A 21,435-nucleotide genomic window follows, 5' to 3' on the forward strand; every position below is an offset into this window, starting at 1 on the left:
GCGTCAGCTCTCGAGCAGACGGCGCAGGTGCCGACCGACGGGCTCGGTCTCGATGAGGAACCCGTCGTGGCCGAAGTCGCTGTGCAGCACGACGGTGTCGTCGTCGATGGCGGTGCGGATGCCGCGGCTGATGCGGTGCTGGCCTTCCACGGGGAACAGCCGGTCGCTGTCGATGCCCAGCACGAGCGTGCGCGCCGTGACGCGTGCCAGGGCGTCCTCGACGCCGCCGCGATCGCGCCCGACGTCGTGCGAGTTCATCGCCTCGACGAGGGTCACGTACGAGTTCGCGTCGAAGCGGCGCGTGAAGCGGTTGCCGTGGAAGTCGAGGTAGCTCTCCACGGCGTACCGGCCGCCCGCGCCGAAGGGACTCTTGTCGGACTGCCACGACCGCTGGAACCGCTGGTTCAGTTCGGTGGGCGTGCGGTAGTTCAGCAGGGCCATGCGGCGCGCGAGCGACAGGCCGCGATGCGGACCGTCGCCGTCGGGTGCATCGTAGTAGTGGCCCCCGGCGAACCGCGGGTCCATCTGGATCGCCGCGAGCTGCACGGAGTTGAGCGCGACCTGGTCGGCGGTCGTCGTCGGCGGGGAGCACAGCACGCCGAGCCGCTCGACCCGCTCGGGATGCGTGACCGCCCACTCGAGCGCGTGCATGCCGCCCATCGAGCCGCCGACCACGCCCGCCCACACGTCGATGCCGAGGGCGTCGGCGAGCATGACCTGCGCGGCGACCTGGTCGCGGATCGTGAGGAAGGGGAATCGTGACGCCCACTCGTAGCCGTCGGGGGCGATGCTCGCGGGGCCGGTCGACCCCTGGCATCCCCCCAGGATGTTCGGTGCGACGACGAACCAGCGGTCGGTGTCGATCGGGGCGCCCGGGCCGACGATCTCACCCCACCAGCCGTCGGTCGCGTGGCCCGGGCCGGCCTCGCCGCGCACGTGGCTGTCGCCCGTGAGGGCGTGCAGGATCAGCACGGCGTTGTCGCGGGCGGGGGACAGCTCGCCCCAGGTCTCGTAGGCGAGTCGGATGCCGGGCAGGCTTGCGCCGCCCTCGGTCGCGAACGCGCCGAACCGCGCGAACCTGCGCTCCCCGATCGGGTCGCCGTCGCGCCAGGCGCCGGTCGCCGGTGGGCGCCCGAGGAGCGACCGGGCGTCTGCCTCGGTCACCGGAGCCGAGGGCACCGTGTCTTCCGAGGTCTGCCAGTCCATACGACCATTCTCCGGGCCGATGGGGAGGGTCAGCGCAGTGTTACGGGGGCACGGACACCTTCGAAAGTTTCCGCCGAAAGGCGGGCGCGGGACCTTCGGACCCGTCGTTAGCGTCGGGGAGATCACCATTCTGTGACCTGATCGCTCCACCGGAAGAGACCCTGATGACACGTTCCTGGCGCCGCACCGCCTCCCTCACGATGGTTACAGCGCTCCTGGCGTCGACCATCGTGGCATTCCCCTCCATCGCATCGGCGGACGACGAGGTCGACGCGGCCTCGATCGCCGTCGCTGCGCAATCACTGGCGAATCTGGATGAGTCACTGCTCCTTGCTGCATCCGATGGAGCCGGGACCGGGACGGTGCAGACCAGCCAGGGCACCATCGGTGTCCCGTCGCGGTTGACGGACGGGGTGTCTATACACTCTCCCGGGCGGTCGCCCTTGACGATCGATCTCCCCGAGGCGGACGCGGCGGGCGATGCCGTCCTCCTCCAGGGTGGGGCGGTGACCTACCCGGGTGAGTCCCTGACCAATTCTGTGATCGTCGGTGACGCGGGTGTGCAGATGCTGACGACGATCACTTCCGCCGACGCGCCGGAGCATCTCGAGTACGACGTCGACCTCGGCGTCGGCGAGTCGTTGCGATCGACCGAGGACGGCGCCGCGGTCGTCGCCGCTGACGGCACTGTCCTCGCCGTGGTCGCGGATGCCTGGGCACTCGACGCGGACGGCGACCCTGTCGCGACGCACTACGAGATCGAGGGCTCCACGCTCATCCAGGTCGTCGATCACCGCGCGGCGGGGGTCGCCTACCCGGTGGTGGCGGATCCGATCTGGATCGCTCCGTGGGTGTTCAAGTGCCTCCTGGGCCTCGGGCTCAAAGGGCCGCAGATCACGCAGGCCTTCGCCACCGGCACGATCTGGGGTGGCCTCGGCGCGGCCGCGCTCGCCTGCGCACTGGGCAAGTGATCGCCGTGCAACCTGAGGAGCTGGCACGGAGGATCGCGAAGGTCGATTCTCAGATCGCGGCGCACCCGCTGTCCAGCGAACGCGTTACGCAGGCGCATGCCGTCATCGAGGCGCACGGGGGCACGGACGACTCCGATGCGATCTCGCGCGAGTTGGCCTCTCGAGGGCTCCCGAGTCTGGTGGAGCTCGGCCGTATCCAGGCGCGGAGCTCGTTCAGCTGGTGGCGGCTCCACCGCAAGCGGCGAGCACTGCTCCGTCGCGCGGATCGCTAGGCGACCCGCGCGCGGCGGACCGAGGAGACGATCGAGTCCAGCACAGCGTTCGACTGACGCAGCAGCGGGCGGGACGCGGCATCCTCGACCAGACGGTCCATGAGCAGCTGGGTCCTCGACACGATGGGATGCCAGTAACCGCCGGGGTGGTGCCGGTCCAGATCCAGGCGCAGTGACCCGTGGTCCGTCGTGAGCACGGCGGTGCCGGGCGCCAGGTCGAGGTCCGGGTCGGTCTGCGTGATCATGACCAGGACGGAACTCCACAGGCCCGAGAACGCGCCGGGGAACGGGAACCGTGTGGTCCTCAGGTCCAGCGTGGCACCCCGGATCTCGGTCCAGTCGACCTGCTGCGTCACGGCGGGTCCATCTCGGTGACTGATGGTGTCCACGCCGAGGACGAGGTGACGCCGACCGGGATCGCCGATCGCGAGCCCGTCAGGCACAGCGTGAAGAGGTCCGTAGCGTTTCATCGTCTTCCCTCGAGCGTATCGGGCCGGACGCGCGACACCCCGCCGCGGTGACCCGGGCGGGGTGTCGGTCTCCTGAGGAGGGGAGGTCAGGCGCGGGCGGCCTCGGAGAGGCGGCGCGCGGCGGCGAGGGCCTGGTCGAGGTCGGCCTTCAGGTCGTCGATGTTCTCGAGGCCGACCGACAGGCGGACGAGGCCCGGCGTGACGCCCGAGGTGAGCTGCTGCTCCGGGGTCAGCTGCGAGTGCGTCGTGGATGCCGGGTGGATGACGAGCGAGCGCACGTCGCCGATGTTCGCGAGGTGGCTGAACAGGCTCAGCGCGTTGACGAACTCGCGGCCGGCGGAGACACCGCCCTTCAGCTCGAACGACAGCACCGCGCCGACACCCTTCGGGGCGTAGCGGTTCGCCGCGGCGTACCAGGGCGAGGTGGGCAGGCCCGAGTAGTTCACCGAGGCGACGTCGGGGTGATTCTCGAGCCACTCCGCGATCTCCTGCGCGTTCTGCACGTGACGCTCGATGCGCAGCGACAGCGTCTCGACGCCCTGGATGAGGTTCCACGCGCTCTGCGGCGAGATCGCGGAGCCGAGGTCGCGAAGCAGCTGCACGCGCGCCTTGATGATGTAGGCGAGGGCGTCGCCGACCGCTGCGGTGTAGACGGCGCCGTGGTACGACTCGTCGGGCGTGGTCAGGCCGGGGAAGCGGTCGGCGTGCTGGGACCACGGGAACGAGCCGCCGTCGACGATGACGCCGCCGATGGTGGTGCCGTGGCCGCCGAGGAACTTGGTCACCGAGTGGACGACGATGTCGGCGCCGTGCTCGAACGGACGGATGAGGTAGGGCGTCGCGATCGTGTTGTCGACGATGAGCGGCACACCGGAGGCGTGGGCGACGTCGGCGACCGTCCGGATGTCGAGGACGTTGATCTGCGGGTTGCCGATCGTCTCGGCGAAGAAGAGCTTCGTGTTCGGGCGGACCGCACGGTGCCATTCTTCGGCGTCGTCCTGGTTCTCGACGAACGTCGTCTCGATGCCGAGCTTGGCGAGCGTGTACTTGAAGAGGTTGTAGGTGCCGCCGTAGATCGAGCTCGACGAGACGATGTGGTCGCCCGCCTGTGCGATGTTGAGGATGGCGAAGGTGGAGGCCGCCTGGCCGGACGAGACGAGGAGGGCGCCGGTGCCTCCCTCGAGACCGGCGAGGCGCTGCTCGAGCACATCCTGCGTCGGGTTCTGGATGCGGGTGTAGATGTTGCCGAACTCGGCGAGGGCGAACAGGTTCGCAGCGTGGTCGGCGTTGTCGAAGACGTATGACGTCGTCTGGTAGATCGGCGTGGCGCGGGCCTTGGTGACCGGGTCCGGAGCGGCGCCGGTGTGGATCTGCTTGGTCTCGAAGCGCCAGTTCTCGGGTGCGGACATGACGGGCTCCCTGCGTGAGTGGACGGTGGGGTGACGGCCTGCGGACGGATGCCGCGGGCTCGACACCGACGTTACGAGCCGCATCCGGCGAGGACAACGGAACGGACACGCGGCGTAACGTGACGGCGTGCCGGGGGGCGGGTCGCGAGTGGCTAGCGTGGACCTCATGGCGAATCGACGTGCAGTGGTGACCGGCGCGAGCTCGGGGATCGGTGAGGCGGTCGTGCGCGACCTCCGCGCGAGGGGCTGGGACGTCGTCGGAGTGGCCCGGCGCGCGGCGCGCCTGGAGGCCCTCGACGCCGAGATCGGGTCGCGCTCGTACGCCGCCGACCTCACGAGCGAGGCGGACGTCGCGGCGCTCGCCGCGCACCTCGCCGACACCGGTCCGGTGCACGCGCTCGTCCACGTCGCGGGCGGCGCCCGCGGGACGCAGCGCGTCGAGGACGGCGACGCCGCCGACTGGCGCTGGATGTTCGAGGCCAACGTCCTGTCGGCGCAGCTGCTGACGGCAGCCCTCCTGCCGCTCCTGCGGCGCGCCGCCGAGGCCGACGGTCACGCCGACACGGTCTACGTCACCTCGACCGCGGCCCAGACCGCCTACCCGGGCGGTGCGGGGTACAACGCGGCGAAGGCGGGCGAGTCGATGCTGGTGCACGCGCTGCGGCTCGAGCTGAACGGCGAGCCGATCCGCGTCGTCGAGATCGCCCCCGGGATGGTGCAGACCGAGGAGTTCTCGCTGAACCGCCTCGGCGGCGACCGGGCCGCGGCCGAGAAGGTCTACGACGGCGTCGACGAGCCGCTGACGGCGGCCGACGTCGCCGACGTCATCGGGTACGCGCTCGAGGCGCCGGGACACGTGAACCTCGACCTCGTCACGATGCGACCGGTCGCCCAGTCGGCGCAGCACCTGCTGGCGCGGGGGCGCCTCCGCCCCCGCAGCGACAAGGACTGACCGCGCTCAGCCCGCGGGCGGGGCGTCGGCGAACGCCACCTTCGGCACGAACACCAGCAGCACGGCGGCGAGGAATCCGCCGGCCGCGCAGATCGCCCACACCGTGAGGTAGCCGCCGAGCGAGCTCGCCGTCTGACCGACGACGCTGCCGGCGCCGGCGGCGAGGACCACGCCGAACACGGCGGACGAGAACGCGCCGCCGATCGTCTTCGTCGTGTTGGTCAGGCCGGAGGCCTCCCCGGTCTTGCCGAGCGGGGCTGCCGCCGCCGCGGCCGCGGGCAGGGCGCCGACGAGCGCGCCGCAGCCGATGCCCGCGATCGACAGGTTCAGCAGCACCTGCCACACCTCGAGGTGGAACGGCAGGAAGAGCGCGTACCCGATGCCCACCAGGGCGGCGGCGGCGATGAGCGCGAGCCGCGGGCTGACCCGTCGCGAGGTGACGGCGAACAGCACCGCGCCGACGATCAGCGACACGAGGTACAGCCCGATCACGTACGAGCGCTCGGTCGCATCCAATCCGAGTCCGTAGCCGAGCGAGGAGTCCGTCCCGGCGTAGGTGGACAGCGGGCCCTGCGCACCGAGCAGGCTGATGCCGATGAGGAAAGCGGTCGCCTGCACCGGCCACATGTCGGGTCGGGCGAGGACCCGCACGTCGATCACCGGGGAGGCGTGGCCCCGCTCGTGACGGACGAACCAGACGAGCACGCCGACGCCGACCACGAACAGCCCCACGACCCCCGCCCACGCGACCGGGCCGAGTGCGAGCTCACCGATGAGCCGCATCCACGCCAGTGCACCGGTGACCAGTAGCAGACCCCACGCGAGCAGGACGACGCCCCACGTGTCGAGGCGGCGCTCGCCGCTCGGCGTCGACTCGGGCACGAAGACCCAGATGACGACCGCGATGAGTGAGACTGCGACGGCGGGCACCATGAGGGTGAGGCCGAGGTCGCCCGTCGCCGCGTAGATCCGACCCGCCGCCAGGGCGCCCATGATGGCGCCGGCCTCGAGCCCCACGACCAGCAGGCCGGCGGCGCGCCGGGTCATCGAGACGCCGCGGTTCTGCTGCCGCCCGCGTTCGAAGATCAAGGCGATCTCGAGCGGGAGCCACACGACGTAGAAGCCCTGCAGCGACCAGAACAGCAGGAACGTCCAGAAAGAGTCGGCGAAGACGAGACCCCACGAGGCGAGCGCGGTGAGGATCGCCGCGACGAGCAGGATGCGCTTGTGGCCGAACATGTCGCCGAGCTTCGCGAGGATCGGCACGACGAGGGCGCTGAGCAGCAGCTGCCCCGCCTCGAACCAGTTGACGTCGGCGTCGCGGATCCCGAGCTGGATCACGATGTCGCTGAACAGGGGCACGTAGAACCCCTGCAGGATGCCGCTGACGATCTCGACGAGGATGAACCACCCGATGAGCCCGGCGGTGATCCCCGCGGCCGAGGAACGCAGCGCGGACGATTGCAGGGCCGAGGAGCGCGCGGAGCCGGTCACGAGCGCGAGCCTAGCGCCGGAGGGGCGCGCGACCGCGAAGGCGCCCGCCCCGCAGGTCGTAGTCTGGGACCTCATGGACGAAGGGATGCCGGTGGCCGGCGAACGCGAGACGTTGACCTGGGACGATTTCGGCGGCGCGACCCGCGACCTCGCGCGATCCATCATCGCCGACGGGTTCGCTCCCGACATCGTCGTCGCCATCGCCCGCGGGGGACTGCTGCCCGCCGGAGCGATCGCGTACGGCCTGGGGGTGAAGAGCTGCGGCGCGTTGAACGTCGAGTTCTACACCGGCATCGGCACGGTGCTCGACGCCCCCGCGCTCCTGCCGCCCGACCTCGACCTCGGCGCCCTCCCCGGCAAGCGCGTGCTCCTCGTCGACGACGTCGCCGACAGCGGCCGCACCCTCGCGCTCGCCGTGAAGATGCTGCGGGAGGCCGGCGCCGACGTCCGCTCGGTGTGCATCTACACGAAGCCCGGGTCGATCGCGATGCCCGACTACTCGTGGCGCGAGACCGACCTCTGGATCGACTTCCCCTGGTCGTTCCGGGGAACCGTGGTCCAGGAGGACCAGGGGCTCCCCGCCGGCGCATGACCGCCCGCTCGCTCGACGACCTGGCCGCCGACGGTCTGCTCGACCCGGAATGGGCGCAGGCGCTCGGGCCCGTGGCATCCGACATCGCGGCCCTCGGCGACCGCCTGCGCGCCGACGAGCGCGGCTACCTGCCCGAGGGACGCCACGTCCTGCGCGCCTTCGCGCAGCCGCTGTCGCGGGTGCGGGTGCTCATCGTCGGTCAGGACCCGTACCCCACCCCGGGGCATCCGATCGGCCTTTCGTTCGCCGTCGAGCGGCACGTGCGCCCGCTGCCGCGCAGCCTCGCCAACATCTACGCCGAGCTCTCGGCCGATCTCGGCATCCCGCCGGCGTCGCACGGCGACCTGTCGGCGTGGACCGAGCAGGGCGTCCTGCTCCTCAACCGCGTCCTCACCGTCGCGCCCGGCGAGGCGGGCTCCCACCGCGGCTGGGGGTGGGAATGCGTCACCGAGCACGCGATCCGCACCCTCGTCGCGCGGCCCGGTCCGCTCGTCGCGGTGCTGTGGGGGAGGGATGCCGCAGGCCTCATCCCCATGCTGGGTGACACCCCGCGCGTCGAGTCGGCGCATCCGTCCCCCCTCTCGGCGCGGCGCGGCTTCTTCGGGTCGCGGCCGTTCTCTCGGGTGAACGCGCTGCTCGAGGCGCAGGGGGCGGCCCCCGTCGACTGGCGACTGCCCGACTGACGGGACGGGTCGCCGGTGAGCCGTATGCTGGCGGCATGCTGGAGGACGAGTACGAGCGCGATCGTCGCCGCCTGCCCCGTCACCTCCGCCGCCGGCCCGAGCCCGAGCGCGAGTTCTCCTTCGAGCTGCGTCCCGCCGTGCGCACCGACATGCCGGACGTCCGTGAGATCTACAACTACTACGTCACCAACTCGGTCGTGACCTTCGACGAGAAGCGCTGGACGCACGCGCAGTGGGTGGAGAAGTTCGACCACCTGACGAAGCTCGGGCTGCCGTTCCTCGTCGCCGTCTCGCCGACCGGGCAGATCCTCGGGTACGGCCTCGTCTCGCCCTGGACGGGCAAGAGCGGCTTCCGCTACACGGTCGAGAACTCGATCTACCTGGGTCAGGCGGCCACCGGCAAGGGGCTCGGCACGGCGCTCCTGCAGGCCCTCATCGCCGCGTGCGAGGAGAAGGGCATCCGCGAGATGGTCGCCGTCATCAGCGACAAGGGGGCCGAGGCCTCGCTCGCTCTGCACGAGCGGCTCGGTTTCGTCGAGGTGGGCCGGATGGGCCGCGTCGGGTACAAGTTCGGGCGATCGCTCGGCACGATCTACCTGCAGAAGCACCTGAACCCGAAGAAGAAGGAATCGATCCTGTCGCGCATCCGCGCGCGCTGAGTCAGGGCGCCGGCACCGCCTCGCCGTCGGCCTGCACCCGGTCGATCAGGTCGCGCCAGGGCCCGGCGGCGTCGCCGTCGCCGAGCGACGCCCGGCGGTGGCACGAGCCGCCGGCCACGGCGACCTCCCACGAGAACCGGTCGGCACCGGGAGCGGATGCCGGTGGCTCCTCCCACGGGCACGCGTCGATGAGCGGCATCCACCCGTCCGCCTCCTCGGGAGCGACCTCGACGCGCCACGCCCGGCGCAGCCCCGCGAAGCCGCCGGTGCGCACCACGACGATCGTCATCGGGTCAGCGGGTTCGGGCATCCTCCACGACTCCGACGCTCGCCCACGCGGTGCGGACGGCGACGGCCTCCTCCGAGTCCTCACCGTACTCCCGCGCCGCGGTGTCCGCGGTCGCCGTCGCGAACTGCGCGAAGGTGGCGGCGGGGCTGAGGGAACCCGCGGTGAGGGTGAGGTACCAGATGCGTCCCGCGCGTTCCCAGGCGTAGCCGCCGAGCGCCGTGGCGACGAGGTGGAAGGCCTTGTTCGGGATGCCGGAGTTGATGTGCACGCCGCCGTTGTCGCCCGAGGTCTCGACGAAATCGCGCATGTGCGAGGGCTGCGGGTCCGTGCCGAGCACGTCGTCGTCGTAGGCGGTGCCCGGGGCGGCGAGCGAGCGCAGCGCCGATCCGGTGACGGCGTCGGTGAAGATCTCGGCGCCGATGAGCCAGGTCGCGGCATCCGCCGTCTGGCCGCGGTGGTGCTGGTCGGCGAGCGCCCCGAAGACGTCGGCGATCGATTCGTTGAGCGCGCCGGACTGCCCCGAGTAGTCGAGGCCGCCGGCGCTCTCGATGACGCCGTGCCCGAGCTCGTGCGCGATGACGCTGAGCGAACGGGTGAACCCGGCGAACACCTCGCCGTCGCCGTCGCCGAACACCATGCGCTCGCCGTCCCAGAACGCGTTGTCGTACGCCCGGCCGTAGTGCACGGTGGCGGCGAGAGCGCCGCTGCGGCCGTCGAGACCGACCCGCTCCAAGGCGTCCCAGAGGAAGGTGAAGGTCGCGCCGAGCCCGTCGTACGCCTCGTCGACCGCCGCGTCGCCGGTGGGGGCGGCGCCCTCGGCGCGGGCGGGGGTGCCCGGCAGCTCCTCGCGGTTCTGCGCGTCGGAGATCAGCCGGTCGGGGTCGGGCGCCGCCGAGACGACGAGGGCGTCGCCGTCGACCGACAGGTCGAGGTGCGCGCGCATCGGCGCGTACGCCCGCGGGACGGCGAGGGTCGCGCGTGCGGCGGCGACGGCGTGCGGGAATCGTTCGGCCGGAGCGGCCGCGAGACGGGCGAGCAGGTACGGCGGGACGATGGCGTGCATGCCGCCACGCTAGTGCCCGGCGCCGACACCCGGGCCGTCGGTCAGCGCTCGCGCGGGTCGATGACGGGGATCGACGCGAGCAGGCGACGGGTGTAGGCGACCTGCGGATCGAGCAGGACCTTCTCGGTCGGGCCCTCCTCGACGACACGGCCCTCGGTCATGACGACGACGTCGTCGCAGAGGCTCTGCACCACGCCGATGTCGTGCGAGACCATCACCAGGGTCAGGCCGTCCCGCTGCCGCAGGCCCCGGATGAGGTCGAGGATCTGCGCCCGGACGGTCACGTCGAGCGCCGACAGCGGCTCGTCGCCGACGAGGACGTCGGGACGGTGCACGAGGGCGCGGGCGAGGGCGATGCGCTGCCGCTGACCGCCCGAGAACTCGTGGGGGAACCGCTCCGCGGCGTCGGCGGGCAGGCCGACGTCGTCCAGCACTTCCCGCACGCGCGCGCGGTGGTCGCCCGGGATCTCGAGCGCCGACAGCGGCTCGCCGACGATGCGTCCGACGCTCATCCGCGGGTCGAGCGACCCGTACGGGTCCTGGAAGACGATGCCGGTCCGCCGTCGCAGCCAGTGCAGGGAGCGAGCGTGTGCGCTCCCGTCGACGGGACGCCCGTCGAACTCGACGGTGCCGGCGGTCGCCGTGTCGAGGCCGAGCAGCAGGCGCACCAGCGTGGACTTGCCCGAGCCGGACTCGCCGATGATGCCGAGGGCGCTGTGGGCGCGGACATCGACGTCCACGTCGTCGAGCGCCGTCGTCCACCGTTTCGGTGCGAAGGCGCCGGCCCGCGGCATCCGGTACCGCCGCGTGAGTCCGCGCGCACGGATCAGTTCGCTCACGCGTCCCCCCTCGGTCGCCACAGGGTCGCCGTCGCGTCCCGCAGCAGGGCCTGCGTGACGGGGGAGGCGGGGGAGCGCAGCAGCGTGCGCAGCGGTCCCTGCTCGACGACCCGTCCGGTGTCGAGGACGACGGCGTCCGTCGCGATCTGCGAGAGCACCGCGAGGTCGTGCGTGATGAACACGAGCGACATCCCGTCCTCGTCGACGAGCTGGTGCAGCAGGTCGAGGATCTCGGCTTGGATCGTCACGTCGAGCGCCGTCGTGGGCTCGTCGGCGATGAGCAGACGCGGCCGGCAGGCGAGGGCCATGGCGATCGCGACGCGCTGACGCTGCCCGCCCGAGAGCTGGTGCGGGTAGCGGCGGACGATCGACTCCGGATCGGGCAGGCGCACCCGGCGCGCCTCCTCGACCGCCCGCGCCCACGCGTCGGCGCGGGAGACGTCGCGATGGTGGATGCGGATCGACTCGGCGATCTGCCGCCCCACCGTGCGGATCGGGTTGAGCGCCGTCTGGGGCTCCTGGAACACCATGCCGATCTCGTCCCCGCGCAGCTGCGCGAGGTCGCGGTCCCGCATCCCGACGAGCTCCCGCCCGTCCCAGCGGATGCTGCCGCCGACCTCCGCGCCGTCGGGGAGGAGTCCGAGGATCGCAAGCGCCGTGAGGGACTTGCCCGACCCCGACTCGCCGATGAGGCCGACGCGGTCGCCGTCGCCCACCTCGAGGTCGATGCCGTCGACGACGCGGCGACCGCCGACGTCGATCGTGAGTCCCGCCACCGAGAGCGTCATGCCGTCACCGCCGCGGGCGGTTCCGCGCCGACCGGGCCGACACGGCGCGACAGCGTGGGGTCGGTGGCGTCGCGCAGGGCGTCGCCGAGGAGGTTGAAACCGAGCACCGTCAGGGTGATCGCGAGCCCCGGCCACACCACCGAGAGCGGGTGGACACTGATGAACCGCTGCAGGTCGGCCAGCAGCAGCCCCCACGACGGCTCCGTCACGGGGGCCCCGAACCCGAGGTAGGACAGTCCCGCCTCGGCGAGGACGGCGACGGCCATGCCCCAGGACAGCTGCACGATGAACACCGGCGCGACGTTCGGCAGCAGGTGGCGCCACAGGTTCTGCCAGGGGGTCAAGCCCGAGGCGCGTCCGGCGAGCACGAAGTCGCTGTGCAGCACCCGGCGGAGCTCGGGCCGGGTCACCCGGGCGATGTTGACCCCGAACCCGATGCCGACCGAGACGACGACCACGAGAAGGGAGCCGCCCCACACCGCCGAGATCATCATCGCGATGAGCAGCACGGGGAAGGCGATGAGGACGTCGACGAGCACCGTGACGGCCTCGCGGACGGGCCGCGGGGTGAGCGCCCCGAGAGCCGCGAGCAGGAGTCCGATGACGGTCGCGATGACCCCGGCGCCGACGGCGACGAGGACCGTCGTGCGCGCACCGGCCATGAGCAGGCTGAGGATGTCCCGGCCCGAACCGTCGGTGCCGAGCAGATGCGCGGCATCCGGTCCGGACCACCGGTTCGCGACATCGACGCGCTGCGGATCGAACGGCGTCCAGACCAGCGAGACGGCGGCGACGACGAGGATGACGAGAACGACGACGACGCCGAACCGTCCCGTGCCCGACCCCCAGAGCCGCTGCGCCCACGCGAACCGCCGCATCACTCGGCCTCCCGCTGACGCGGATCGAGGAGGCGGTGGACGAGGTCGACCGCGAAACCGATGACGAGGACGAGCCCGGTGAGCACGAGCAGCTCGCCTTGCACCTTCACGAGGTCCCGGTTGCCGGTGTCCTCCACGAGCATGCGGCCGATGCCGGGGAGGCTGAAGAGCTGCTCGATCACGACGGCGCCGACCATGATGCCGGCGACCTGGACGCCCAAGACGGTGACGACCGACAGGCCGACGCTCGGCAGGCCGTGCCGCAGGAGTGCCTGCGTGCGGGTGAGTCCCTTCGCGGCCGCCGTCCGCACGAAGTCCTGCCCCATCGCCTGCAGGGTCGCCGAGCGCACGAACCGGAGCAGGACCGCGCCCTCGACGACGCCGATCGTGAGGGCCGGCAGGAGCAAGGCGCGGACGGCCGCGCCGGGGTCGGACCAACCGGCCCGCGGGAACCCCTGGGCGGGCAGCCAGCCGAGCGACACGGCGAAGACGACGACGAGCATCATCCCCGCCCACACGACCGGGACGGCGGCGAGGGCCTGCGCGCCGACCGAGACGAGGACGCCGTCCGGTCGGCGGCGCCGGACCGCGGCGTGCACGCCGAACGGGACCGCGACGATGAGGGCGATGACGAAGGAGAGGATGCCGAGGGGCACCGTGACCTCCGCCTTCTGCAGCAGCTCCGAGGCCACCGGCGTGCCGGTCAGCTGCGAACGTCCCAGGTCGCCCGTGAGGATGCCCGCGATCCAGTCGCCGTACTGCACGGGCAGGGGCCGGTCGAGTCCCAGGCGCTCGCGGATCCCTGCGATCTGCTCGGGGGTGGAGTTGACGCCCGCGATGAGCTGCGCGACGTCACCGGGGAGGATGCGCAGGGTCGTGAAGATCAGCGCACTGGCGACGAACAGGCCCAGCACCAGCAGGGCCAGTCGCGTCAGCGCGTAACGGATCACCCCTCGCTCTTGGCCAGTTCTGCGACGTTGAGTCGCTCGTTGACGTTGACGGTCGGCATCCCGCTCACGTTCGAGCCGACCGCCACGACGGACGCACCGTTGTAGAGCCAGTCGGCGGCGTCGTCCTCGGACACGATGCGCGCGGCCTGCGCGAGCAGGTCGGCGGCCTCGGCGTCGTCGGTCGCGGCGACCGACTGCGCGTACAGCGCCTGTACCTCGGGGTTGTCGTAGGTGAAGTAGTAGTCGGGGTTCGCCCAGTTCTCGAAGTCGCGCGCCTCGGTGTGCAGCACGAAGCTCAGCTCGTAGTCCTTGTTGACGTACACGTCGTTGATCCACGCCGGGAACTCGACGGGGTTCACCTGGAGGGTGATCCCCACGTCGCGCAGGTTGGAGACGAGGATCTGCGGGACCGTGGTGCCGTACGCCGAGGGGATCGTGAGCGTGAGGGTGAGGTCCTCGGCGCCCGCCTCGGCGAGCAGGGCGCGCGCGGCCTCCGGGTCGAACGGGGCGACGTCGGCGAGGTCCTCGTAGCCCGGGTCGAGCGACGGGATCGGGCCGTACATCGTCGTGCCGGCGCCGAGCGCCTCGACGATCGACGCGTTGTCGATCGCCTGGCGGATCGCCTGGCGCACGCGGTCGTCGGCGAGCGGACCGGAGGTCTGGTTGAACGCGAGCGTGCCCTTGTCGGTGGACTCGCCGATCTCGAGCGAGAAGTCGCCGTTCGCCTCGATCTGGTCCTTCAGGTTCGCGTCGAACCCGGTGAGCACGTCGAACTCGCCGGCCAGCGCGCCGCTGAGGGCGGCCTGGTTGTCGCCCACATAGGAGAAGACGACCTCGGCCGCGGCGGCCGGGGTGCCCCAGTACTCGGCGAAGCGCTCGAAGACGATGCTGTCGCCCTCGCGCCATTCGGTGAGACGGAAGGGGCCGGTGCCGTTCGCCGCGGTCTTGCGGTCGATCTTGTCGCCCTCCTTCAGGACGAGCCCGGCGCGACCGGTGAGGCTCCACAGGAGCGTCGAATCGGGCGCCTTCAGCGTGAGGGTCACGGTCTGCCCGTCGGCGGCGATGTTCGCGACGTTCGCGAGCCGCGCGGAGTCGCGGAAGGTCGAGGTGTCGCGCACCTGCGTCAGCGACCACACGACGTCCTGGGGGGTGAGCGGCTGACCGTCGTGGAAGGTGACGCCTTCGCGCACCGTGAAGGTGTAGGTCAGCTTGTCGTCGGAGACCTCGTAGTCGCTCGCGAGCGCCGGGACGATCTCCTGGTCGGGGGTGCGGGCGACGAGGCCCTGGTAGACGTTGTCGACGAGGATCTGGTCGAGGGCCGAACCGGCCGTCTCGCGGATGTCGAGGTTGCCCGGCTCGAGCACGAGACGCACGTTGACGGATGCGTCGGGGTCGGGGGTGCCTGCCGAGGCGGAGGGACCGGGCTGGGAGCCGGTGCAGCCGGACAGGAGCAGGGCGCCGGCAGCGACGAGCGCGGCGGCGGCCAGGGCGGTGCGGCGAAGCATGTGCGTGGGGGATCCTTTCGGCACGATGGGGGTCGTCACTACGGCCGCGCCATCGGAGTGCTCGGGTGCGCGTTACAGCCTAGAGTCCCGCGCGCGCAGTTCGGTCACCGGCCGTCATGTGCCGCGCGCACGGCCGCGGCGAGCTCGACGGGGCGCTCCTCCTGCACGTTGTGCCCCGACTCCAGCTCGAGATGGCGTGCGGCCGGCATCCGCTCCCGGAACGCGCGCCGGTCCGCCTCGGTGAGGAAGCCCCGCGTGCCGGTGACGAGGGTGACGGGGGCGGTGACCGCGGCGAGGTGGTGCCATCCCGCGGCGGAGAGGACACCGGCATCCGCCCGCTGCGCGGCGTCGACCGCTGCGGCGGCCCCCGGGTCCGCCGCGAGCCGGTTCGCGAGGTGCGCGTAGTGGTGCTTCCACTCGACGCGGCCGTCGGGGCGGATGCGGGAGTTCAGCGACACCCCTCGCGTGGCCGCCTCGCGCGAGCCGCCGAGACCGAACGAGAGCGCGCGGTCGACGAGCTCGTCGCGGCTGGCCCAGTCGGTGGGACCGGCGAAGAAGGCGCGGATCGAGGCGGCGGCGCCGTTCGGGTCGATGCCGGGGGAGATGTCGACGAGGACGAGGACCGCGACGAGCTCGGGATGCCGCGCCGCGAGGGCCGCGGCGGTGAGCCCGCCGAGCGAGTGCCCGACGAGGGTCTGCGGGCGGCCGCCGGTCCAGGCGGTGACGGCGGGCGCGATGTCGGCGGCGAGGGTGTCACCGGTGTACTGCGCGTCGCTGCGCCACGACGAGTCGCCGTGCCCCGGCAGGTCCAGGACGAGCGCCGGGAGACCGGCGGCGAGGACCGTCGTGTCCCACGTGTGGGCGTTCAGCCCGGCGCCGTGGAGGAACGTGACCTCGGGCGCGAGGTCCGGGTCGCCGAACCGCAGGGCGCTCACCGTCCGTCCGTCCGGTAGGCGGTGCGTCAGGCGGCGCACCGGCGGGACGGGGACCCCGAGGGCGTCGCCCTGCGCGGGGAGGTAGGAGAACTCGTCGAACGCGTCGTCGCTCACGTTCCTCATTGTCGCCGATCCCGGGTGGCGGGGACGCGGCTACGGTGGACGGCATGAGCGATCCCCACCGCGTGCACCTGGCCCGCGCGGCCCGGCCGGCCTACGACGCCCTCGAGGCGTTCGCCAAGACGGTCGGCGACCTCGCCGCCGAGGCGGGGATCGACGCCCGCCTGCGGGAGATCGCCCTCATCCATTCCTCGCAGCTGAACGGATGCGCCTACTGCGTGCGCGTGCACGCCGATCGTGCCGCCAAGGCGGGGCTCACGATGGACGTCGTCGCGCAGATCGCCGTCTGGCGTGAATCGGGCGTCTTCACCGAGCGGGAGCGCGCGGCGCTCGAGCTCACGGAGGCCTACGTCTTCATCCACGAGGAGGGCGTCCCCGACGACGTCTACGACCGGGTCGGCGGCATCCTCTCCGAGGAGGAGTACGTCGCGCTCAGCTGGCTGCTCGTCTCGATCAACGCCTTCAACCGCATCGCGATCGCGGGGCGCTACCCGGTGCCCGAGCGCCCGGCGCCGCCGACACCGTGACGGTCCACGACGTCCCCGGCGTCTTCAACGTCCGCGACGTCGGCGGGCTGCCCGCGGACGGCGGCCGCACGAGGGACGGCGTCCTGTTCCGATCGGGGCACCTGGCGCGGCTGACCTCGGAGGGCCGCGAGCGGCTCGCGGCGTTCGGCATCCGTCGCATCGTCGACCTCCGCGACGAGCAGGAGCGACGCGACGAACCGTCCCGCATCGACGGTCTCGGCGTCGAGACCGTGTGCCTGCCGATGTTCGCCGGGTCGGCCGCCTCGTTCTTCGACGACGACCTCTCGCTCGACGACCTGTACCGGGCGCTCGTCGACGGTTCTGCGTCGCGGCTGGTCGAGGTGGTGCGCGCCGTGCTGGCGGCGCAGCCGGTGCTCGTCCACTGCACGGTCGGCAAGGACCGCACCGGGCTGTCGGTCGCCCTCGTCCTCGCCGCCGCGGGGGTCGACGAGGAGGCCGTCGTCGCCGACTACGCGCGCACCGAGCACCTGCTGCCGGTGGCCCGCAACGACGCCGTCCTGCGCTTCCTCCGCGCCCGCTACCCGCACGCGCGGCACCTCGAGGACCTCGCGACGCGCTCGCCGGCAGAGGCGATGCGCGCCGTCTTCGAGGACCTGCGGCTGCGCTACGGCGGTCCGGTCGACTACCTGCGGGCGTACGGACTGCGCGACGACGAGATCGCCGAGCTCCGCCGCATCCTCATCGCGTGACGCCCCTCAGCGGCGCGGCACGTAGCGGCCGTCCTCCAGCCCCGCCTCGATCTCGAACCGGTTGGTGAGGGGGTCGCGGCCGGCGAACAGGTACAGCAGCGGCATGAGCATGCCGTAGCGCCGCCACTGCTCCCGGTGCACCGCTTCATGGGCGAGCAGCCGGTCGTCGATGGGGCCGGTGCCCGTGAGGAAGCAGCCGCCGACGCAGACGCCGCCGCGTCCGAACGTCGCCTCGGGCATGCCGCGGAACACCCAGAGCCCGCCACGGCGTTCGACCCGCCCCGTCGACCAGAGCGACCCCCACACGAACCCGAAGGCGGTGCCCGCCAGGTATCCGAGGCGGCTGAGGGGGGAGTCGAGCAGGATGCCGGGGATCCACCGGTCCCACCGTCGCCCGCGGTCGAGGGCACGCTCCGCGCGCTGCTCCCATCCGGGCGGAGGGAGCGGACTCACGCGAGGGCGCCCAGCAGGCGGAGGATCGTGCCGAGGTCCTCGACCGCGGCGTCCCGGCTCGCCGGGGCGAAACCCGCGACGGAGGCGCCGACCAGTGGCATCCGCTCTCGCAGTCGTCCGATCGCGGCGACGACCTGGGCGGGCTGGGCGCCGAACGGCACCGGTTCGAGCACGCCCGTGATCGTGGCCGGGTCGAGGACGTCGAGGTCGATGTGGACGTACACCGCGTCGGCGCCGGTCGCGGCGACGGCGTCCGCGAGGGCCGCGGGGTCGGCGAGGGCGTCGGCGGCGAGCATCGTGACCGGCGAGGAGTCGAGCACGTCGGCCTCGCCGTCGTCCAGCGCGCGCGCCCCGACGAGGACGGTGCGCGCGGCGGCGGCGGGGGGCGCGTCCGTGAACGGGCCCGGCGCGATCGCGGCGCGCAGGGCCATGCCGGCGAGGGCGCCCGAGGGCGAGGACGCGGGGGTGTGCAGGTCGCCGTGCGCGTCGAACCAGACGACGGCGAGGGAGGGATGCCGCGCGGCCGCGGCCGCGATCCCGGGCACCGCGACAGCGCAGTCGCCGCCCACGACGACGGCGGGCTCGTCGGCGCCGTCGAGCGCTTCGGCGATCGCATCGCGCACGCGGGTGAGGGTGCTGAACCGACGGATGCCGGTGCCGAGCGCCTCACCTGCCTCGGCGGGGACCTCGATCCGCGTGAGCGCGGACCGGGGGAGGTCGTCGGCGATCGCCTCGGCGCCGTCGATGAGGCGCATCGCGCGGGCGGACGGCGAGCCCTGCCACTGCGGGGCGACGACGAAACGGGTCATGGACACCTCCGGGGAGCAGGACGGCGCCGGACCCGAGGGCCCGGCGCCGTCCGTGCGGATGGGTTTACTGCTCGATCGCCCCGGCGCTGCCGCCGGTCTTGAGCGCGGCCAGGCGCGCCTCGACCTCGGTCAGCTCGCCGATGTCCTCGAGCTGGTTGAACTGCGCGTCGATCGACGACGCCGCGATCTCCGCCTTGCCGGCGGCCAGGGCCTCCTGGCGGCGGACCTTGTCTTCGAAGCGGCCGAGCTCGCTCGTCGGGTCGAGCACGTCGATCGACTTGACGGCGTCGTGCACCTTGTTCTGCGCCTCGGCGGTCTTCGCACGGGCCAGCAGCTCGGAGCGCTTCGAGCGCAGCTGCTCGAGCTTCTGCTTCATGCCGTTGAGGCCGTCCTTGAGCTTCTCGACGACCTCGGTCTGCGCGGCGATCGAGGGGGCGATCGCCTTGGCCTCGTTCTCCTCGCTGATCTGGCGCTGCAGGGCGATCTTGGCGAGGTTGTCGAACTTGTCGGCATCCGTCGTGTTCCCGGCGGCGCGCAGCTCGTCGGCCTTGCGGCTGGCGGCGATGGCCTTGTTGCCCCACTCGGCGGCGGCCTTGACGTCCTCGTCGTGATCGCGCTCGAGCAGACGCAGGTTGCCGATGGTCTCGGCGATGGCCGTCTCGGCGTCGGCGATGTTGTTCGTGTAGTCGCGGACGAGCTGGTCGAGCATCTTCTGCGGGTCCTCGGCGGAGTCGAGGAGGGCGTTGATGTTCGCCTTCACCAGAGTCGAGATGCGGCCGAAGATGGACTGCTTTGCCATCGTGTTTCCTTTCCTAGCGGGAGGTCGTGGTGTCGGGGTGGGTGGGGAGGTCGTGGCCCTGCGGCGTCGGAAGATCAGAAGCGACCGCCTCCTCTGCGGGATCGGGAGCCGCCGCTGCTGCGGCCGATGGATCCGCCGCTGCGACCGCCGCTGCGCCGGGAGGAGCCGCCGCCGAACCCGCCGAACCCGCCGGAGGAGCGACGGGACCCGCCGCCGCTGAGGAGGGATCCCATGATGATGCCGCCCAGCATGCCGCCGAAGTCGCCTCCGCCGCCAGCGTTTCCGCCGCCGGCGAACGACCCCACGTCGCTCTGCGCGCGCCGTGTCGCCTCCTCCGCCAGGCTCGAGGCGCGCTGCGCCAGGGCGAGCGCCCGTTCCGGGTCGCCGTCCTGCGCCTGCGTGGCCTGCACCAGCGTGGCTCCGGCCTCGGCGAGCCGGGTGCGCGCGGTCGCTCCCACGGCGCCGCGACGGGCGGTGATGAAGTCCTCCGCGGCGGAGATCTGCGCCCTCGCCTGCAGCAGGGTCTGCGAGAGCACGCTGCGAGCGCGGTCGGCGCGCTGCTGCGCTTCGCGGACCTGGCCGAGCGCACCGTCGATCGCGGTGTTCGCGCGCTCGAGCAGGGTGAGGGCCGAGAGCGGGTCGCGATGCGCGCCCGTGAGATCCTCGCGCGCCGCGTCGAGGTTCTGCCGCGTGGCGGCGATGACCGGGGCGAGGCGGGCGTCGGGATCGGGTGTCGCCGCCGCGGCCGCGAGATCCGCTTCGAGCTCGGTGACGAGGGCGGCGCCGTCGCGTTCCGCGGCCTCGAGGTCGGCGGCGAGCTTCGTGATCGCGTCCTGCAGTTGGGCCGCCTGCGCGACGGCTTGCTCGGCCGCGCGGATGCCGACGGCCGCCGCAGCGCCGTCGCCCGCCGCGACCTCGCGTTGCGCCTCGGCGAGCCGCGCGTCGGCGAAGGTCAGCCGGTCGCGCGCCTGGTCGGGGTTGTCGGCGACGGCGCTCAGCGCCTCTGCGCGGTAGGCGGCGCGGAGCTGCGTCAGCCGGGCGTCCGAATCCGCGGCCCGCGCGCCGACCTCGGCGCGGCGCTGCTGCACGCGGGCGAGCGCCTCGGGGGCGTTCGCGGCGAGGTCCCGCAGGGCTTCGAACGCGCCCGCCTTCTCCGCCAGGGCCGCTTCGGCGGCGCGCGAGCGCTCGAGGATCTCCTCGTACCAGGCGCGGCGCTGCTCGGGGGAGTCGGGCGTCTCGTCATCCATCTTCTGCTGCAGGGCGAACGCCTGCTGCAGCGAGGCGCGCGCCGCGGCGATCGCCTGTTCGAACTCGCCCGTCGCGGCATCTCCGAACTCCGCCTTCGCGAAGCCGAGCTCCTGCGCGCTCGTCGAGATGGCGTCGTCGGTGCGGACCAGGGCTGCGCCGGCCTGTCGCTCGAGCTCCTCCAGCGGGACCTGGGCCTTGCCGGATGCCGCACCCGCCCCGCGGCGTCGACGCCGCACGAGCGCCCACACGACGAGGGCCGCCAGCGCAGCCACGACGATCACCACGACCCAGACGAGTCCGCCGCCACCGCCCCCGGACCGGGCCTCCTGGAGCCCGTCGGCCGCGGCGGTGCCGGCGCCCGCCCAGTCGCGGTCGCTCAGGGCGGGGAGCACGCGTTCCTGCTCGATGCGTGCGACGGCGTCCGGGGAGATCGGGCCGCTCGAGTCGGCGGAGAGGTAGTACGCGCGCCCCTCGGTCGCGACCGCGAGGAGGTACTGGTTCGGACCGAGGTTGTTGCGTTCGGCGGTCGCGTCCGCCCAGTCCTCGGCGCTCGACGGATCGGTGAAGTCGTCGACGTAGACGACCCACAGGCCGAGGCCGGTGTCGTCCTGCAGCTGCGCGAGACGGGCGTCGAGGCGGGCTTCCTGCGCGTCCGTGAGGACGTCGGATGCGTCGAGCACACGGGTCTCGTCGAGGGTGACCGGCTCGGTCGCGGCGGCCGGTGCGGCGACGGCGGCGCCGAAGAGGACCGCGAGCGACACCGCCACGACGGGCGTCAGGCGGGATCGCATCGTCCAGACCTCCGGGAGTCGCT

General features: G+C 72.5%; 23 protein-coding genes. 7 read left to right on the forward strand and 16 right to left on the reverse strand.

Annotated features, from left to right (window positions below):
* Positions 1–3: 3 nt before the first annotated feature.
* Entirely contained in the window at positions 4–1,206 is a 1,203-nt protein-coding gene (locus AB0P29_RS07020) for a homoserine O-acetyltransferase (protein WP_253035550.1), read from the reverse strand.
* A gap of 164 nt (positions 1,207–1,370) precedes the next feature.
* Between AB0P29_RS07020 and AB0P29_RS07025 the strand changes: the two genes are divergently transcribed.
* Positions 1,371–2,177, forward strand: a complete 807-nt coding sequence (locus AB0P29_RS07025) for a hypothetical protein (protein WP_363379200.1) — start codon at positions 1,371–1,373, stop codon at positions 2,175–2,177.
* A 268-nt stretch (positions 2,178–2,445) separates the two neighbouring features.
* On the opposite strand, the gene AB0P29_RS07030 is transcribed toward AB0P29_RS07025, so the two are convergent.
* Both AB0P29_RS07030 and AB0P29_RS07035 read right to left on the reverse strand, forming a co-directional pair.
* Positions 2,446–2,805 carry a hypothetical protein gene (locus AB0P29_RS07030; RefSeq protein ID WP_253035548.1) on the reverse strand — a complete coding sequence of 120 codons (360 nt, stop codon included), beginning with the start codon at positions 2,803–2,805 and terminating at the stop codon, positions 2,446–2,448.
* A gap of 200 nt (positions 2,806–3,005) precedes the next feature.
* Positions 3,006–4,328, reverse strand: a complete 1,323-nt coding sequence (locus AB0P29_RS07035; protein ID WP_363379201.1) for a bifunctional o-acetylhomoserine/o-acetylserine sulfhydrylase — start codon at positions 4,326–4,328, stop codon at positions 3,006–3,008.
* 166 nt (positions 4,329–4,494) lie between these two features.
* Between AB0P29_RS07035 and AB0P29_RS07040 the strand changes: the two genes are divergently transcribed.
* Positions 4,495–5,280, forward strand: coding sequence for an SDR family oxidoreductase (locus AB0P29_RS07040; protein WP_217531135.1), 786 nt, complete (start codon positions 4,495–4,497; stop codon positions 5,278–5,280).
* Positions 5,281–5,286: 6 nt separating this feature from the next.
* On the opposite strand, the gene AB0P29_RS07045 is transcribed toward AB0P29_RS07040, so the two are convergent.
* Entirely contained in the window at positions 5,287–6,732 is a 1,446-nt protein-coding gene (locus AB0P29_RS07045) for an MFS transporter (RefSeq protein WP_217531232.1), read from the reverse strand.
* A gap of 115 nt (positions 6,733–6,847) precedes the next feature.
* Between AB0P29_RS07045 and AB0P29_RS07050 the strand changes: the two genes are divergently transcribed.
* Genes AB0P29_RS07050 through AB0P29_RS07060 form a run of 3 tightly spaced genes read left to right on the forward strand, consistent with a single transcriptional unit; the run spans position 6,848 to position 8,708 of the window.
* Positions 6,848–7,366 (forward strand): phosphoribosyltransferase, encoded by a 519-nt coding sequence (locus AB0P29_RS07050; RefSeq protein ID WP_363379202.1) that lies wholly within the window; start codon positions 6,848–6,850, stop codon positions 7,364–7,366.
* The gene (locus AB0P29_RS07055; protein ID WP_363379203.1) at positions 7,363–8,049 is read left to right on the forward strand and encodes a uracil-DNA glycosylase; all 687 of its coding nucleotides are present in this window, start codon (positions 7,363–7,365) and stop codon (positions 8,047–8,049) included. The genes AB0P29_RS07050 and AB0P29_RS07055 overlap by 4 nt, the downstream gene beginning before the upstream one ends.
* Positions 8,050–8,084: 35 nt before the next feature.
* Entirely contained in the window at positions 8,085–8,708 is a 624-nt protein-coding gene (locus AB0P29_RS07060; protein ID WP_363379204.1) for an N-acetyltransferase family protein, read from the forward strand.
* 1 nt (position 8,709) lies between these two features.
* Here the strand turns inward: AB0P29_RS07060 and AB0P29_RS07065 are convergent, their stop codons facing one another.
* The 8 genes from AB0P29_RS07065 to AB0P29_RS07100 form a co-directional block, all read right to left on the reverse strand.
* Positions 8,710–9,018 carry a protealysin inhibitor emfourin gene (locus AB0P29_RS07065; protein ID WP_363379205.1) on the reverse strand — a complete coding sequence of 103 codons (309 nt, stop codon included), beginning with the start codon at positions 9,016–9,018 and terminating at the stop codon, positions 8,710–8,712.
* Entirely contained in the window at positions 9,002–10,060 is a 1,059-nt protein-coding gene (locus AB0P29_RS07070; RefSeq protein ID WP_363379206.1) for a M4 family metallopeptidase, read from the reverse strand. The genes AB0P29_RS07065 and AB0P29_RS07070 overlap by 17 nt, the downstream gene beginning before the upstream one ends.
* A 41-nt stretch (positions 10,061–10,101) precedes the next feature.
* Positions 10,102–10,854, reverse strand: a complete 753-nt coding sequence (locus AB0P29_RS07075; protein WP_363379296.1) for an ATP-binding cassette domain-containing protein — start codon at positions 10,852–10,854, stop codon at positions 10,102–10,104.
* A 41-nt stretch (positions 10,855–10,895) separates the two neighbouring features.
* A complete protein-coding gene (locus AB0P29_RS07080) occupies positions 10,896–11,687 on the reverse strand; it encodes an ABC transporter ATP-binding protein (RefSeq protein ID WP_253035541.1) in 792 nt (263 codons plus the stop codon).
* Positions 11,684–12,565, reverse strand: a complete 882-nt coding sequence (locus AB0P29_RS07085) for an ABC transporter permease (protein WP_363379207.1) — start codon at positions 12,563–12,565, stop codon at positions 11,684–11,686. Before AB0P29_RS07085 ends, AB0P29_RS07080 begins: the two co-directional genes overlap by 4 nt.
* Positions 12,565–13,515, reverse strand: a complete 951-nt coding sequence (locus tag AB0P29_RS07090; protein ID WP_253035539.1) for an ABC transporter permease — start codon at positions 13,513–13,515, stop codon at positions 12,565–12,567. The genes AB0P29_RS07085 and AB0P29_RS07090 overlap by 1 nt, the downstream gene beginning before the upstream one ends.
* Positions 13,512–15,020 (reverse strand): ABC transporter substrate-binding protein, encoded by a 1,509-nt coding sequence (locus AB0P29_RS07095; protein ID WP_363379208.1) that lies wholly within the window; start codon positions 15,018–15,020, stop codon positions 13,512–13,514. The genes AB0P29_RS07090 and AB0P29_RS07095 overlap by 4 nt, the downstream gene beginning before the upstream one ends.
* A gap of 104 nt (positions 15,021–15,124) precedes the next feature.
* Complete coding sequence (locus AB0P29_RS07100) at positions 15,125–16,078, reverse strand: alpha/beta hydrolase (RefSeq protein WP_363379209.1); 954 nt, start codon at positions 16,076–16,078, stop codon at positions 15,125–15,127.
* Positions 16,079–16,122: 44 nt separating this feature from the next.
* On the opposite strand from AB0P29_RS07100, the gene AB0P29_RS07105 reads away from it, so the two are divergent.
* Positions 16,123–16,602 (forward strand): carboxymuconolactone decarboxylase family protein, encoded by a 480-nt coding sequence (locus tag AB0P29_RS07105; protein ID WP_363379210.1) that lies wholly within the window; start codon positions 16,123–16,125, stop codon positions 16,600–16,602.
* Positions 16,599–17,312 carry a tyrosine-protein phosphatase gene (locus AB0P29_RS07110; protein WP_363379211.1) on the forward strand — a complete coding sequence of 238 codons (714 nt, stop codon included), beginning with the start codon at positions 16,599–16,601 and terminating at the stop codon, positions 17,310–17,312. Before AB0P29_RS07105 ends, AB0P29_RS07110 begins: the two co-directional genes overlap by 4 nt.
* A gap of 6 nt (positions 17,313–17,318) precedes the next feature.
* Here the strand turns inward: AB0P29_RS07110 and AB0P29_RS07115 are convergent, their stop codons facing one another.
* The 4 genes from AB0P29_RS07115 to AB0P29_RS07130 all read right to left on the reverse strand — a co-directional run bounded on the left by AB0P29_RS07115 (position 17,319) and on the right by AB0P29_RS07130 (position 21,412).
* Positions 17,319–17,765 (reverse strand): Fe-S oxidoreductase, encoded by a 447-nt coding sequence (locus tag AB0P29_RS07115; RefSeq protein ID WP_363379212.1) that lies wholly within the window; start codon positions 17,763–17,765, stop codon positions 17,319–17,321.
* Positions 17,762–18,574 carry an arginase family protein gene (locus AB0P29_RS07120; protein WP_311284256.1) on the reverse strand — a complete coding sequence of 271 codons (813 nt, stop codon included), beginning with the start codon at positions 18,572–18,574 and terminating at the stop codon, positions 17,762–17,764. Before AB0P29_RS07120 ends, AB0P29_RS07115 begins: the two co-directional genes overlap by 4 nt.
* Before the next feature lie 64 nt (positions 18,575–18,638).
* A complete protein-coding gene (locus tag AB0P29_RS07125; protein WP_363379213.1) occupies positions 18,639–19,373 on the reverse strand; it encodes a PspA/IM30 family protein in 735 nt (244 codons plus the stop codon).
* Positions 19,374–19,447: 74 nt separating this feature from the next.
* On the reverse strand, positions 19,448–21,412 hold the full coding sequence (locus tag AB0P29_RS07130; RefSeq protein WP_363379214.1) for a TPM domain-containing protein: 1,965 nt from the start codon (positions 21,410–21,412) through the stop codon (positions 19,448–19,450).
* Positions 21,413–21,435 lie beyond the last annotated feature (23 nt).

The organism is Microbacterium sp. NPDC080220, from assembly GCF_040686395.1.
Lineage (GTDB): Bacteria > Actinomycetota > Actinomycetes > Actinomycetales > Microbacteriaceae > Microbacterium > Microbacterium gawkjiense.